We start from the raw sequence: 14978 nt of genomic DNA on the forward strand, positions 1-14978 counted from the left end.
TTTAGATATTGTCTATCCAAATCTTTTTTAGGAGGGGAGAAGCATGGGCGAAAGCGAATATTTGAACATTACGCCTCAAGAAGACAGAAGCGCGAACATGAGTACTGGGGGATTGATTTTGCTTGGATTACAACACACATTTACCATGTTTGGCGCAACAGTATTGGTGCCTTATTTAACGGGTATTCCAGTTAATGTAGCTCTTTTGACAGCTGGGTTAGGAACATTGTTATTCCACTGGATTACCAAATGGAAAGTTCCAGTATTTTTAGGATCAAGTTTTGCTTATATTGCACCAGTAGTAGCAGTAACAACTTATTACATGCAACAGGGAGGACTTGAATACAAGAGTATACAGGATGCAGTTCAAGCGGGGGTAGATCTGAGACCTTATCTGGCATATGCCACAGGTGGTATTGTTCTTGCAGGACTTGTTAAATTTGTATTTGGTTTATTAATAAAATGGATAGGTATTAGAAGATTTGAAAAATTATTCCCACCTGTAATTTCCGGTACAATGATTATTCTTATTGGTTTAATTTTGAGTCCAGTAGCAGTTAATATGGCAAGCGGTAATTGGACAATAGCATTAATCTCATTATTTACTGCAATATTTGTAAGATTATATATGAGAGGATTTAATAGACTTGTTCCAGTTATCTGGGGTATTATAGTAGGTTATGTTGTAGCATTGATTACAGGTAATGTTAACTTTGCAGAATTATCAACAGCAAGCTGGATTGGTATGCCAGAAATGTATTTACCTAAATTCTCATGGTATGCAGCAGCAGCAATTGTACCAGTAGCTATAGCCCCATCAGTAGAACACTTTGGTGATGTATTTGCTATATCAGCAGTTGTTGGTAAAAAGTTCTATGAAGATCCAGGAATGCATAGAACATTAATGGGTGATGGGCTTGCAACATCATTAGGTGGTTTGCTTGGAGGTCCAGCAAATACAACATATAGTGAAAACACAGGTGTTCTTGCATTTACAAAGGCATTTAATCCATGGATAATGAGAATAGCAGCATTTTTTGCAATTTTAATGTCATTAGTACCAAAAGTTGGAGCACTTGTTAGATCAATACCTGTTCCAGTTATGGGCGGAATTGAAATCTTATTATTCGGTATGATTGCAAGTATAGGTGCAAAAACATTAATTAACAATCAGGTTAAAGTAGAAGGTAAAAACCTTGTTATTATGTCATTAATGCTTGTTACAGGTCTTGGTGGAGCAGTATTCCAGGCTGGTAACTTTGCATTACAGGGATTGGGTTTAGCAGCTATAGTTGGTATTTTAGCTAATGCAATATTATCATTAACAGGAGCATCAGATGACTGATATTATTGTTTCAAAAAATGTTTTTGAAAAACATGTAAATGAAGAAGCAAAAATCTTTTTCAAAACAAAACATACAGTATATTATAAATTTAACGATTCGGATATATTGACTCTGACAACTCATTCGAACCGGGTAGGGGCATTGGGGCTAACAGCCCCCTCCCGATTCCTTAAATTCAAAAAAGTATATGTAAACAAAAATAAGGTTTTAGTATTTGATAACGTTTTCTTTTTAAGCAAGTTTAAATTGTATGATCCAACAATAACAAACTTTAGAAAAAACGTAAATATAGATGAAGCTATTAATTATATAAAACAAAATGTTGATAACAGAATATCTTTGAAAATAATAAAAGGTTTATTTGATAAAAAATATGAATCATTAATAGGATTTGGTCCAGGATTAACTCCACTTGGTGATGATATATTATCAGGAGTTCTTTTAATGGAGCATTATTTTAAAAAAGATTTAGTGGATAAAGATCACATTATTTTTATTTCAAGAAAAAAAACAAATGATATTTCTTATTTTCAAATGAAATATGCTGCCGAAGGATTAGCACCATTGCCAGTTAAAGAATATTTAAGTAGCGGTAATAAGGATGATTTATTAAAAATGGGAGCTACATCTGGAAGTGGATGGTTATTGGGGATTACCTATTACTTTGAGTTTGGAGGGATAGCGGATGGTCTATACAATGATAAAACCGAATTCGTATTATGATTCCGTAACCCTTATGTTGATAACCGAAGATATAAAAAAAATGGAAGGTATTGAAGAAGCTTTGGTTGGCATGGGGACGGACACAAATAAGGAATTTTTAAAAGAATTGGATATGATGTCAGAAGAAGTTGAAAATTCTACACCAAATGATCTTTTGATTGTTGTAAAAGGCGAAAATATAGACATGGAAGAAATAGAAAAAACTGTTGAAGAGTTACTAAAAACAGAAACAGAAGAAGATGAAGGGGAAAAATTCTATCCTTCAATGGATTCTGCACTTAACAAAGTAAAAGACGCAAATATGGTATTAATCTCTATTGCAGGTGAATATGCAGGTCTTGAAACTAAAAAGGCTCTTGACAGAGGACTTAATGTAATGTTATTTAGTGATAATGTTTCACTGGAAGATGAAATAAAATTAAAAAAATATGCGCTTAAAAAAGGATTACTTGTTATGGGACCAGATTGTGGAACAGCTATAATCAATGGAGTACCTATGGCATTTTCAAATGTAGTCAACAGGGGGAAGATTGGTATTGTTGCCGCATCCGGAACTGGCGCTCAAGAAGTATCCTCTATCATCTCAAATCTTGGATGCGGCATTTCCCAGCTCATTGGAACTGGCGGAAGAGATGTAAAGAAAGATGTTGGAGGATTAATGTTCCTTGAAGGAATTAAGAGATTAATTGAAGATGATGAAACAGAGATAATAGTACTTGTTTCAAAACCACCATATCCAGAAGTAGTAGAAAAAGCTGTTGAATTATTGAAAAAGACAAATAAAAAACATGTCGTTCATTTTGTAAACGGAAAAGTGGAAGATGACACAATTACAGTTGGACATACTCTGGAAGATGCTGCTATAAAGGCTGCATTGTTGTGTAAAGGCGAAGAAATAAAGAAAGATATTTATACGTATTTTGATTTCCTTGAAGCATTTGATTTTGAAACAAAGGTAAAAGAAGAAGCAGAAAAAATAAAAGAAGGAAAATATATAAGAGGACTATATTCTGGTGGAACATTGGCTGATGAAGCAATGGTATTGCTTGCAAAAGAGATAGGTCCAATATATTCCCCAGCACCATTAGATCCAGAATATAAGCTTGAGAATATAAATGAAAGTAAGGAAAATACAGTAGTGGATATGGGTGAAGACGAGTTTACAGTTGGAAGACCACATCCTATGATTGACTTTACAATGAGAAAGTCCAGACTTGTAAAAGAATATCTCGATAAAGATACGGCAATAATACTGGTTGACGTAGTGTTAGGCTGGGGTTCACATATGGATCCTGCTGGTGAAATTGCAGAAGCAGTAAAGAACGCCAGGGAAGTTTCTGATAAGTATAGATGTGTAATAGCAAATATTTGTGGAACATATGAGGATCCACAAAAATATAATGAACAAAAGAAAAAACTCGAAGATGCTGGTGTTATTGTCTTCCCAAGTAATGCCAGTGCAGTAAAATTCGCAGTTAGCGTTTGGAAGGAGTTGGGAAGATGAGTTTATTTAAAGAAGAATTAAAAATCATAAATATCGGATTGAAATCATTCTATGAAGATTTAAAAAAACAGGGAGCACATGTTGTGCATGTTGATTGGAAACCACCACTTGGCGGTTCAAAGGCTGTAAAAATATTAAATGACTTTTCAAATGTTAAGGTAGATGTTGAAGCAGCAAATGCAAAAGCAGTAGAAAGAATTATGAATTCACAGCCAACCCTTGTTGGAATGGCATTGGCAAAAGATGTAGTTCCAGGAATGAAAGAAAATATGATTTTACATGCAGGTCCTCCAATTACGTGGGATAGAATGTGTGGTCCATTAAAAGGCGCAATAATTGGTGGGCTTATCTATGAAGGAAAAGCAAAAAATGAAAAAGAGGCTATTGAGTTAATAGAATCAGGAGAAATTCAATTTGATCCATGGCATCATCATGATGGTGTAGGCCCTATGGCTGGTGTTGCAACACCTTCCATGCCTGTGTTTATAGTTGAAAACAAGACATATGGTATAAAAGCATATTGTACAATGAATGAAGGTTTAGGAAAGGTTTTAAGATATGGAGCAAATGGACCTGATGTAATTGATAGACTTAAATGGATGGAATCAGTGTTATATCCAGTTTTAAAAGAAGCTATTGAAATAAAAGGCGAAATTAATTTAAAGAATCTTATTGCTCAGGCAGTTCAAATGGGTGATGAATGTCATAATAGAAATAAAGCAGCAACATCTTTGTTTATCAGGGAAATTGCACCTGCAATACTTGATACATCGTTCTCTGATAAAGAAAAGAAAGAAGTAATTGAATTTATTAATTCAAATGATCATTTCTTCCTTAATTTATCAATGCCAGCAGCAAAATCAGCAACATTAGCAGCAGAAGGTATTGAAGGAAGTACAATAGTTACAGTAATGGCAAGAAATGGAACTGATTTTGGTATTAGAGTAGCTGGGTTACCAGGAGAATGGTTTGTTGGTCCAGCACAGGAAGTAGAAGGATTATACTTCCCGGGATTTACAAAGGAAGATGCAAATCCTGATATTGGAGATAGTACTATTACAGAAACAGGCGGATTTGGTGGATTTGCAATGGCTGGTGCTCCGGCTATAGTTAAATTTGTTGGAGGTAGTGTTCAGGAAGCAATTGAAACAACACAGAAGATGTATGAAATTACAGATGCAGAAAATAACACATATAAAATACCATTCTTGAATTTTAGAGGAACGCCAACAGGATTAAATGTTAAAAAAGTTGTTGAAAAGGGTATATTACCAAGAATTAATACAGGTATAGCCCATAAAGAACCAGGTATAGGGCAGGTTGGAGCAGGTTTAACCTATCCACCTATGAATATATTTATAGATGCATTGGAAGCATTTGTAAAAAAATACTCAGATTGAGGGGGGATTATTGTGGCAGGTATTAAAGTGTATGATTTAACTCAGAAGATTGGTATTACAACACCACCATGGCCAGGTTATGAGCCAATGAAATTGTGGTATTTCAAGAGAATGATGCTTCAGAAGGTTAACGGACAGATAGTTCAAACAAGTATGCATAATGGTACACATCTTGATGGTCAAAGACATTTTATGACTGGCGGAAGAGATATAGCTTCATTGCCACTTGATGGTTATTTGTTCGGTGAAGGGGTTATTTTAGATATTTCTAAAGAAGTTGGAGATTTTGATATTTATACACCAGAAACATTATTAAAGGTTGCAAAAGAAAATAATCTCGAGATTAAAAAGGGCGATATTATAATTATTAACACTGGTTATCACAAATATGCATGGGATCAACCAGAAGCAAATGAAAATAAATATTATTACTTCCACCCTGGACCAGATCAAAGATTTGCTGATTGGTTAAAAGAAATGGAAATTAAATGGGTTGGTGTTGATTGTGGTTCTGCAGATCACCCAATGAATACAATATTAAGAGAATACAGACCTGAATTTGCTAAAATGGCAGACGAACACTTTAGAAAAAAATACGGAAAACCATTAGATGAATACTTTACAGATGAAACGTATCAATTAATGCATATTGATTTATTCCCACACTTGATTTTACACGCTGAAAATCTTGGTGGAGAAATTGATAAAGTATTAAATAGAAGAATGTACATAGGTATATTCCCATGGAAACTTGTTGATGGTGAATCAAGTATAGCTCGTGTAGCTGCATTTGAAATTGAAGGATAATTGAAACGATAAAATTGATTAATAATAACAGAAAACGATAAAAGATAAAAATGGAGGGGAAAGATTATGTGGAAAGAAATACCGGAAAAAGTATCACAGGAAAAAATTACATTTGATGTTAGAGAAATAGAACCAATGTTAGCAGGACCGTCATTGAAATTAGAACCATATGAACCAGAAATGGCAAAATTAAAAGATGGAAATTATTTATATATCAGACCATTGAAAAAAGAAGAAGTACCTCAATTATTACCATTTATAAAGAAATTATTAGATGTAGATCATGACTTTTATGATATTGTTGGTGTAAGAGTATATGGCGAATTATTAGGATGGTATAGAGATAGATTAAAGGATCCATATTTCATGATTGGTACAATTAATGGGAAATTAGCAGGTTTTGCAAATGCAAGAGTTATGAATAATGGAATTCATATTAGTTTACACTCAATGGCATATGTAAGAGGATTAAAAGTAGGAGCTATTATGTATTATGCAAAAGCTAAATATGCATTTGAAAAACTGGGAGCAAAAGAATGGTGGTCAACATTTGAAAGTTATAATGGTTGGAAGAGATGGGGTTTAGGTATGGCACAACCATCATATCCATGGCCAGATGTACAGCATGAATTAGGTGGAGCAAAAGTATATTACATTACAAGAGAATATTGGGATTTATCAGTAAAACAATATTTACTCGATTATATAAAGACAGATCTTGTACCTGCAACACCAGAAGTTGCAGAAGCAAACAAAGAATTAATAATCCCCGAAAGTCCTCTCGTTTAAATAGGGCTGGCAGGCCGAAAAGGCCTGCTCTTTTTTTAAAAAAGATAATATAAATAAAAAATAAATAAAAAAAGGAGCTTCCTTATGGAAAGCTCCTTTTTGATTGCTAATTAATTAAAGTATTCTCTTACAGCAAAAGATGCTGCAATAGCACCATCAGCTGCTGCTGTGATAATCTGTCTTAATTCCTTTTGAATAACATCTCCTGCAGCAAATACACCTTTCACATTTGTTTCTCTGTGTTCATCTACAGGGATATATCCATAATCATCAAGTTCTATTTTTCCTTTAAATAATTCTGTTACAGGAGTAAGTCCTACAAAAACGAATACTCCGTCTACATCGAAGTTTGTAATTTCACCAGTTTCTCTGTTTTCAAGTACAAGCTGAGTTACTTTCTTATCACCTTTGATTTCCTTTACTACAGAATTCCAGATGAATTTAATATTTTCTGTATTAAATGCTTTGTCCTGATATCTTTTATCAGCTCTTAACTTATCTCTTCTATGAATAATATAAACTTCTTTTGCTATTTTTGAAAGATAAAGAGCTTCTTCAACAGCTGTATTGCCACCGCCAATAACAGCAACTTTCTGGTTTTTGAAGAAATGTCCATCGCAGGTAGCACAGTATGAAACACCTCTACCAGCAAATTCCATTTCACCAGGAACACCTAATTTTCTTGGTGTTGCACCTGTTGCGATAACAACTGTTTTTGCTTTTACAATACTTCCATTATCAAGTGATATTATCTTTTCATCTTTACTGAAATCAACATTAATAACTTCACCATCGTAAAATTCTACGCCAAATTCTCTTGCGTGTTCTCCAAGTTTTGTTGCTAATTCTTCTCCTGTAATAGATTTAAATCCAGGATAGTTTTCAACATATTCTGTTAAGTTAATCTGACCGCCTTCTAAATCTTTTTCTATAATTAATGGCTGGATTCCGCCCTGAACAGCATAAATCCCTGCTGCAACACCTGCTGGACCACCGCCAATAATTACCATATCATAATATTCTTTTAAATCATGTTTTTTTGATGATCCAAGATCAAAGAACATGGCTTATCCCTCCACAGCTTTTAATACTTCTTCAACGAAGTTTGGTTCAGGATATGCACCAATAAATTCACCTTTAACTACCCATTCACCATTTTCAAATGCTTCAATAACTGTGTGTGGTACAGAACTTACATTGTGTTTCATTGAAATTTCGTAAAATTCGTTAGCTTCTACCATTTCACCGTTTATATTTTCATTAATCATTGCAGCCATCTGTGCTGATAAAACAGCTCTTGGACAGTATGGACATGTTGGAGTTACAAATACTCTTAATCTTATTTTTTTGTTTATACCCTTTAATTTTTCAATTGTGTCTTCTGAGAAATCTACTTCTTCGCCATTTTTGGACATGAGAATTAAATCCTGTAATAATGTGCTGAATTCATGTCCTGAAGGAATTCCGTAAAATCTTACACCTAAATCTGAACCATTTGATGCAAGAATAACTGTTGCTGGAGCTAATGTTTTATCAATTTCATATTCTTCTGCAAGTGGAGAGTCAATATTTTCAACTTCTAAATCAACATTATCTACACCTTCTGATAATTCTGTGTATAATTGTTTTGTTACTTCACAGTATTCGCAATCATCTTTTTCGAATAAAATTATTTTTACTCTACCTTTCATTTCCCCTAATAAATCCTTTACCTGTTCTAATGTTTTGTCATCTAATAATCTTTCCATTTTACTACACCTCCGAAGTTTTATATATTTTCTTTTGCTTTATTAATAAAGTTTTTTAAAACTATTATCTGTTCTTCCATTTCAGAAATAAATCTTTTCATTCTTTCTTTTCCTTTTTCTGTCACCTTATAAATTTTTCTTGGTGGACTTGATGTTGTATCCCAATCAAACTCTATTTCGCCACGTTTTTCAAGATCTGAAAGAGCCCTGTATACTCTTCCTTTTTGTCCAATTCCTTCAGGAATTGTTATACCCATTTCGCATAGCCTATTGGATAGTTCATAGCCATAACTGGGCTTTTCGGCTATTAATATCAATAATAAATCGCATATTAACTTTCCGCTCTTTTGAAATATTTTACACTTATTTGCCGAATTCATTTATTACCCTCCAAATAGTACTAAAAAAGTCAATTTTTCCATCCATGATTATATTATATACATTATGTATATATTTGTCAAGTAAAAAATATAAAGGTTCTATTGTTATTTTTTTAAAATTTGAAGTCAAAAAATTAAAGCACCCATGAAAAGGTGCTTTAATCAGAAAATTTATTATATATATTATTGATTTCATCTGAGTATTGTTTAAATATCTCAAGGATTTTTGGATTAAAATCTTTTGGCGAAGTTCTATTATCACCCTCAATGATTATTTTCATCACTTTTTCGTGTGGAATAGCCGGTTTATATGGACGTTTAGAACGTAAAGCATCGTATACATCTACAATAGATACAATCTGAGCTTCAATAGGTATTTCATCGCCTTTTAAATTATATGGATATCCTCCACCATTATATTTTTCATGGTGATATAATGCAATTTTTAATGCAGTTTCAAAGTATGGGTCATCACCCAATAACCGTTCTGCATAAATGGTATGTTTTTTCATAATTTCATATTCTTCATCTGTTAATTTACCGGGTTTATTTAAAATTTCAAGTGGAATAAAGATTTTTCCAATATCATGTAATGTCGAAAATTCCTTTATTTCAATTATTTTGTCTTCTGTAAGATTTAATTTTTGAGCTATAAAATACGAAAGCTCTCCAACTCTATATATATGTTGTCCTGTAATATCATCATGTGCTTCTGCAATTAAAGCGAGTTTATTGGCAAAATTAAGATAGGCACTTTTAACTCTATCTATGGTATATTTTGAATTAATTACAGTTTTAGCAATATTCATTAAAGCCTGTATAATTGTTTTATCGTATTCAGTAAATGATTTAGGATTACTGGCGTCTATATCCAGTGCAAGATTAAGTATTTTTCCTTTTTCTAATTCTGAGGTTATAATCATTATTTCCTTTATATTTTTTACAGCATTTATAAATTTATTAAATGTTTTTTCATCCATTCCTTTTTTGTCAATTTTAATTAATTCATCTGATTTAAATATTTTTATTTCATCATTTGTTTGAACCATCCAATCTTTTTTAAGATTAAGTTGTTTTAATTTTTCTATATCATGACCTATTGCTGCAATGAAATTCCATTTATCATTTTCAGCAAGTGAAATACTTCCGTAATCACATGCATCAACAAGTTCATTGGCAAATTTTAAAAGATTTGTATAATAATTTTCAATATCCTGTGTTTCAAAATTGGAAATCAGTTCAATCATCTTAAATAATTTTTTGTTTGTGGAATCAAGTATTTTATTTTTTTTCTCAAGTTCAAGTTTTTGCTCTACTTTATCTGTAACATCTATATATAAAACAAGAATTTTATCTTCACCATTTTGTTGCCTTATAGGTGTTTTGAAAACTCTGAAATAACGTATTTTTCCGTCTTTTTTCATTTTAACTTCTAAAACAGTTTTTTCAATATGATTTAATATAATCTGTATATCTTTTATAACAGCATTTTCTTTGGTTTTTTCATCAATAGTATTGCCGATAATATCGTTTAAATTTTTTCCAATAATTTCATCTTTTTCCATATTAAAAAATTCAGCAAAAGCTTTATTAGAAAAAATAATAGTTTGATCTACAGTTTTTATATAAATAGGATTTGGTGAAAGATTAACAATTTTTTCAATTAAATCTGTAGAATTTTTTAATTCTGAAAGTGTTTTTTCGAGATCATTTAAAGCATCTGTTAATTCTGAATTTTTTTTCTGTAATTTTCTTTTAAGTTGATTGGAATTTATATATAGCACAATAATTATAAAAATAAGTATAGTTTCTAAAATAGCAATTGCAGGAACAAGCCAGTCAGGTATTTTTTCAAGAGTTTTTGTATTAAAATATTTATCAAAAATACTATAATAGTATGAATCTGGATCTGATTTTAATTTTTTCAATAATTGATCAAACCTCTGAAAAAATTCATCCAGACTTTTATCTTTTTTATACATCATATAAATACTTATAGGCGTAAAAATAATGGAAGTTTTTTTAATGTTATGCTTGTTCTCAAGATATAAACCAAGAAATTTTGGCATTACACCAGCATCTATTTCATGTTTTTCGAGGGCATCAAGTATTTCCATATAATCATTCATTTCAACAAAATCTACTTTTATATTAAAAGATTTAAGAATTTCTTTTATGCCTCCAGGTCCATCGTAAAATATATCTGTTTTCATTACGCCAATTTTTTTATTTTTTAAATCAACTATATTATCGACATTTTCTTTTCCTGAAACATATATTACTCCCCAGTCGAAAAATAAAGCTTCGCTGTTAAAATTAAAGAATTTTTTTCTTTCAGGGGTTATTGCCAGGTCAGCAACAATATCAATTTCATTATTTTTAAGTTTTTCAATAAGGTTTGCCTGTGTATCAAAAACAAATTTATAGTCAACATTTAAATCTTCAAACATATTCCGTGCTAATTCAACAAAAAAGCCTCTTTTTTCATCAAATACAATAGGTATATCTTTGTATATACCTATTTTAAGTGTTTTTGAAAAAGAAAGGGATATAGAAACGATTATAAGTACAAAAATCAAGAGCCTTTTCATATTTTCGCCCCGCTATAATATAATTTTATTTTTTCCGCTGTTCTTAGCTTCATAAGCTTTTTTGTCTGCTATTTTTATTAAATTTGAGATATCAGTTTCATATGTATCTTCAATACCAACGCTGAAACTTAAACCAGTTTCAATTAATTTTCTTTTTATTCTTTCCAGAATCTTTTTAGCCTGTTTTTTATTTAAATTTTCAAAAATTATTACAAATTCATCTCCACCATATCTATAAACTTTGTCAATATCTCTAACGGAGCTTTTTAAGGTAAATGCAAACTCTTTTAATTTTTCATCTCCAATTACATGGCCGTATGTATCATTTATTTTCTTAAAATCATCAAGGTCAATAAAAGCCAGAGAAATAGGAATATTAGAAATATTATAGAATTTAATATCTTTATTTAACTTTGAAGAATTATATAAAGATGTCAGGTAATCTGTTTCACTTAATTTTTTAATATATTTAAATTGTTTACTGTGTATCAATATTATAGAAACTATTTTTGAAAGAACAGATAGTATTTTCATATCTTCTTCAGTAGGTCTTAAACCATTTTTAGGCTGGTCACATGAGATATATCCAATGATTTCATTTTCTTTATCTCTTATTGTTATAAGCAATAAATCATTTGGATGCCATTGGTTTTTCTTTTGTGTATATGTATTTAAAGTTATATTTGATTCAAACTGAAAATAATAATTCTGTTCGTCAAAATCCCCTTTTTCTGCAGGGATAAAATATACTTCTCCATATCTATATTCATTAGCAAAAAGTTTTAAAATATCTGAAGCCTTAACTTTTGTTTCCTTTAATTTATTGAATTCAATTTCTGATAATCCAGCATATGTAATTCTATTAATCTTATCGTTTTCATAGTCTATTTCTGAGATTAAGACATATTTATATCCAAACTGTTTATTTAAAATGTTGGCAACATCTTTTGAAATCTTTTCTTTTGAAACATTCATAGAATATGAATATAAAATGTTTGAAAATTGAAGCATTATATCATTGAAACGTTTAAGCCTTTCATTTTTGATTTTTTCTTCTTCTCTTTCAGTTAGATGTTTCATTATAAAATAATATAAAATAATAAAAATCAAATTTTGAAAGATAAAATAAATTTTTAAGACATGGTTCTGGCATAAAAGGTAGAAATACATACTTGGCAACAAAGTTAAGAAAAATACATATTCTGTAAGCAGCATATTGAAATCAAAACGATCTAAATCTGTATGTAATGTGTTAATTAGCTTTGAAAAGGTTACAAACAAAAATAGTTTTAAATAAATATTGTCAGTAATTAAATCGGCAAGTACATATCCTCCATAATTCATGAAAAAATAGCCCAGAAATTTACTAACTCTTTTATTTAATCCAAGTCTTTCAAGCCTGAATAAAGTGGTTATTGCAGCAACTAAAATATATTGTCTTCCATAAAGAGAAGCAACTAAAAATCCTGTCATATTTGTAACAAGTCTAATATTGTTTTTCCATTTTACATCAATATTATCGGATATAAATGTAATCAACAATACAGCCAATAATTTTTTTATTTCAAATGAAAAATTAATAGGAAAAAAATAGATTAATACAATTGAAAAGAACAAAGAAATGAAATTCTGTTTATTGAAAAACTTTCCGTTAAATAAGAAATTTTCCATAAAATCACCCCTAAAAATTTTCATCTAAAACTTCATCTATTTCATCAAAACCATATAATCTTGCTCTGATCTTTAGATCTTCTATATCCATTAATTTAATAACATAATTAGCTAACATAAATTCAAATGGTAGCCATATTACATGTCCTGTAAGAGCGTGAATATGTTTTGCACCTTTCTTAAATTCTTTCCATAAAATCTTTCTGCTTCTTACAGAAAGTGTTTTATCAAATATTGCTTCAATAAAAGTAACCTTTTTTGGATTAATTAAATGAGCATAAGAAAGAGGATCTATTCTAAATAATGGATGTATTTTTTTGCTATTTAATATTTCTTCAAGTTTCATATTTTTTACTATCTGGAATTGATCCTCGTATATGTTATAAATCTTTTCTATATTATGCATATCAAAATCTGTTTTAAAACCTTTATCTATCATTCTTCGAACAAATTTTGTTGCAGGAGAATTATATAAAATTTCCGGTAAGTATCCTCCTGTTGTCATTAACAATAATTTATCTAATTGTGGGTTTAAAGCTTCTACAATAGTTCCTATCATTCCTCCTAAACAATATCCAATCAGGATATTGTGTTTTTTCCACAATTTTTTTTGTTTTAAAAAATCAATTGTACTTAATGTATCAACAACCCCATGTTCCCAAAATCTATACATTACACTTATTTCAGGCCAGAGATAATTTCTTCCACTAACAGATTTTTCATCAACACGGGTATAATTACCGGGTAAGATTAAAATAGAGGTATTTATTCCAACAGATGCAAGACGTTTTGCAAGCCATATCATATACTTTACATTTGCACTACCAAGACCGTGTAAAATTAATGCAGAAGCAAGAGTTTCTTCTTTGGGTTCAAAATTATATAATTCTACAGTTTCAGTACCTCTGGCAGGATTCCTGTATAATGTTTTAAATCGAATATAATTACATCTATAATGTTTTCCTTTAAAAATATATCCAGAAATATAATCAAAATCTTTCTTTTCATATGTAAAATCAACCTTCATTTTTAATCAAACCCCTCATGAATTTTATTGTTTCATTTAGAATTTTAATTGTTTGTATATCATTATTTTCAAATTCAAATCCATGATCACCATATTTGTGGACAAAAAACTTAACCTTTACACCTTTTTCTTTTAATTTTTTATACAATTTTACAGAAGACGAAAAAGGAACAACTTTATCTTCTTTTCCGTGAACCAATAATACAGGATTCATATTTTCATTTATCCAGAATATAGGAGAATAATATAAATATTTTCCTGTTTTTTCTTTTACCGGTAATCCTTTTAAAGTTGCAGTAACTGCAACCTTTGCAAAAACCGATTTTACATTTTTATCAAAAAGATCCATTAAATCGGACGGTGCATAGTATGCAATCACGCCTTTAATACCAGAAATTTTATCTTTCTTTTTTAAAAATGTGTTATAAGAATAGTATAATAACGAAAGATGGCCTCCGGCGGATAGTCCCATTAAAATAATATTATTTTTATCAAAATACAGTTTTTGGGCGTTTTTTTTGATAAAATTTAAAGCGTCTGTATAATCTGATAATATTTCATCCATTGTATGTGAAATTCCAAATCTATAGTCAATAGATACTACAGCAAAACCTTTTGAAGCAATAAATTTACACCATGAAACATTATTGGGTTGATTTCTGAACCCGGAAACCCATCCACCACCATGCGCAAAAAATATAACAGGTAATTTTTCCTTATTGTGATTTTTGGGATAATAAATATCCATCTTTAATTGTAATTTTCCTTCAGTTTTATATGTATATGTATAAGGACCTCTAAAATCATAAGCGTCAATGGGCAATTTTTTTCTTAGAAGGTTTATAATATATAATGATGCCCATAAAAAGAATGTAAATACAATTACAATTCCACCCCAGGTTAACGTTCCAATAATTACAAAAAAAGCCAGAATTTTTTTTAAAATATTTTTATTTATAGTACCACCTCGCAACCTCTTTATAATATTATAC

At 30.4% G+C, this 14978-nt stretch carries 13 protein-coding genes; 6 read left to right on the plus strand and 7 right to left on the minus strand.

Annotated features, from left to right (window positions below; translation table 11 throughout):
• Window positions 1-97: 97 nt before the first annotated feature.
• From XO10_RS08340 to XO10_RS08365, 6 genes are all read left to right on the plus strand, one after another.
• Entirely contained in the window at window positions 98-1345 is a 1248-nt protein-coding gene (locus XO10_RS08340; RefSeq protein WP_041639044.1) for a uracil-xanthine permease family protein, read from the plus strand.
• Window positions 1338-2069: a DUF2877 domain-containing protein gene (locus XO10_RS08345; RefSeq protein ID WP_014297141.1), complete on the plus strand. Its 732-nt coding sequence runs from the start codon at window positions 1338-1340 to the stop codon at window positions 2067-2069. The genes XO10_RS08340 and XO10_RS08345 overlap by 8 nt, the downstream gene beginning before the upstream one ends.
• Window positions 2032-3573: an acyl-CoA synthetase FdrA gene (gene fdrA / locus XO10_RS08350; RefSeq protein WP_014297142.1), complete on the plus strand. Its 1542-nt coding sequence runs from the start codon at window positions 2032-2034 to the stop codon at window positions 3571-3573. Before XO10_RS08345 ends, fdrA begins: the two co-directional genes overlap by 38 nt.
• Window positions 3570-4973: a DUF1116 domain-containing protein gene (locus XO10_RS08355; protein WP_014297143.1), complete on the plus strand. Its 1404-nt coding sequence runs from the start codon at window positions 3570-3572 to the stop codon at window positions 4971-4973. The genes fdrA and XO10_RS08355 overlap by 4 nt, the downstream gene beginning before the upstream one ends.
• A gap of 12 nt (window positions 4974-4985) precedes the next feature.
• The gene (locus tag XO10_RS08360) at window positions 4986-5780 is read left to right on the plus strand and encodes a cyclase family protein (RefSeq protein WP_014297144.1); all 795 of its coding nucleotides are present in this window, start codon (window positions 4986-4988) and stop codon (window positions 5778-5780) included.
• 66 nt (window positions 5781-5846) lie between these two features.
• Window positions 5847-6569, plus strand: coding sequence for an N-acetyltransferase (locus XO10_RS08365; protein ID WP_014297145.1), 723 nt, complete (start codon window positions 5847-5849; stop codon window positions 6567-6569).
• A 110-nt stretch (window positions 6570-6679) separates the two neighbouring features.
• Here XO10_RS08365 and trxB read toward each other — a convergent pair whose 3' ends face one another.
• From trxB to XO10_RS08400, 7 genes are all read right to left on the minus strand, one after another.
• Window positions 6680-7633, minus strand: coding sequence for a thioredoxin-disulfide reductase (gene trxB, locus XO10_RS08370; protein WP_014297146.1), 954 nt, complete (start codon window positions 7631-7633; stop codon window positions 6680-6682).
• 3 nt (window positions 7634-7636) lie between these two features.
• Window positions 7637-8317, minus strand: coding sequence for a thioredoxin family protein (locus tag XO10_RS08375; RefSeq protein WP_014297147.1), 681 nt, complete (start codon window positions 8315-8317; stop codon window positions 7637-7639).
• Window positions 8318-8337: 20 nt separating this feature from the next.
• Window positions 8338-8697, minus strand: a complete 360-nt coding sequence (locus XO10_RS08380; RefSeq protein ID WP_014297148.1) for a PadR family transcriptional regulator — start codon at window positions 8695-8697, stop codon at window positions 8338-8340.
• A gap of 158 nt (window positions 8698-8855) precedes the next feature.
• Entirely contained in the window at window positions 8856-11288 is a 2433-nt protein-coding gene (locus XO10_RS08385) for an HD domain-containing phosphohydrolase (protein WP_175421390.1), read from the minus strand.
• Window positions 11289-11300: 12 nt separating this feature from the next.
• Window positions 11301-12959: a GGDEF domain-containing protein gene (locus XO10_RS08390; RefSeq protein ID WP_014297150.1), complete on the minus strand. Its 1659-nt coding sequence runs from the start codon at window positions 12957-12959 to the stop codon at window positions 11301-11303.
• A gap of 10 nt (window positions 12960-12969) precedes the next feature.
• Window positions 12970-13986, minus strand: a complete 1017-nt coding sequence (locus XO10_RS08395; protein ID WP_014297151.1) for an alpha/beta hydrolase — start codon at window positions 13984-13986, stop codon at window positions 12970-12972.
• Window positions 13976-14959: an alpha/beta hydrolase gene (locus XO10_RS08400; protein WP_198029610.1), complete on the minus strand. Its 984-nt coding sequence runs from the start codon at window positions 14957-14959 to the stop codon at window positions 13976-13978. Before XO10_RS08400 ends, XO10_RS08395 begins: the two co-directional genes overlap by 11 nt.
• Window positions 14960-14978: the final 19 nt, after the last annotated feature.

The organism is Marinitoga sp. 1135 (assembly GCF_013363245.1).
GTDB lineage: Bacteria > Thermotogota > Thermotogae > Petrotogales > Petrotogaceae > Marinitoga > Marinitoga piezophila.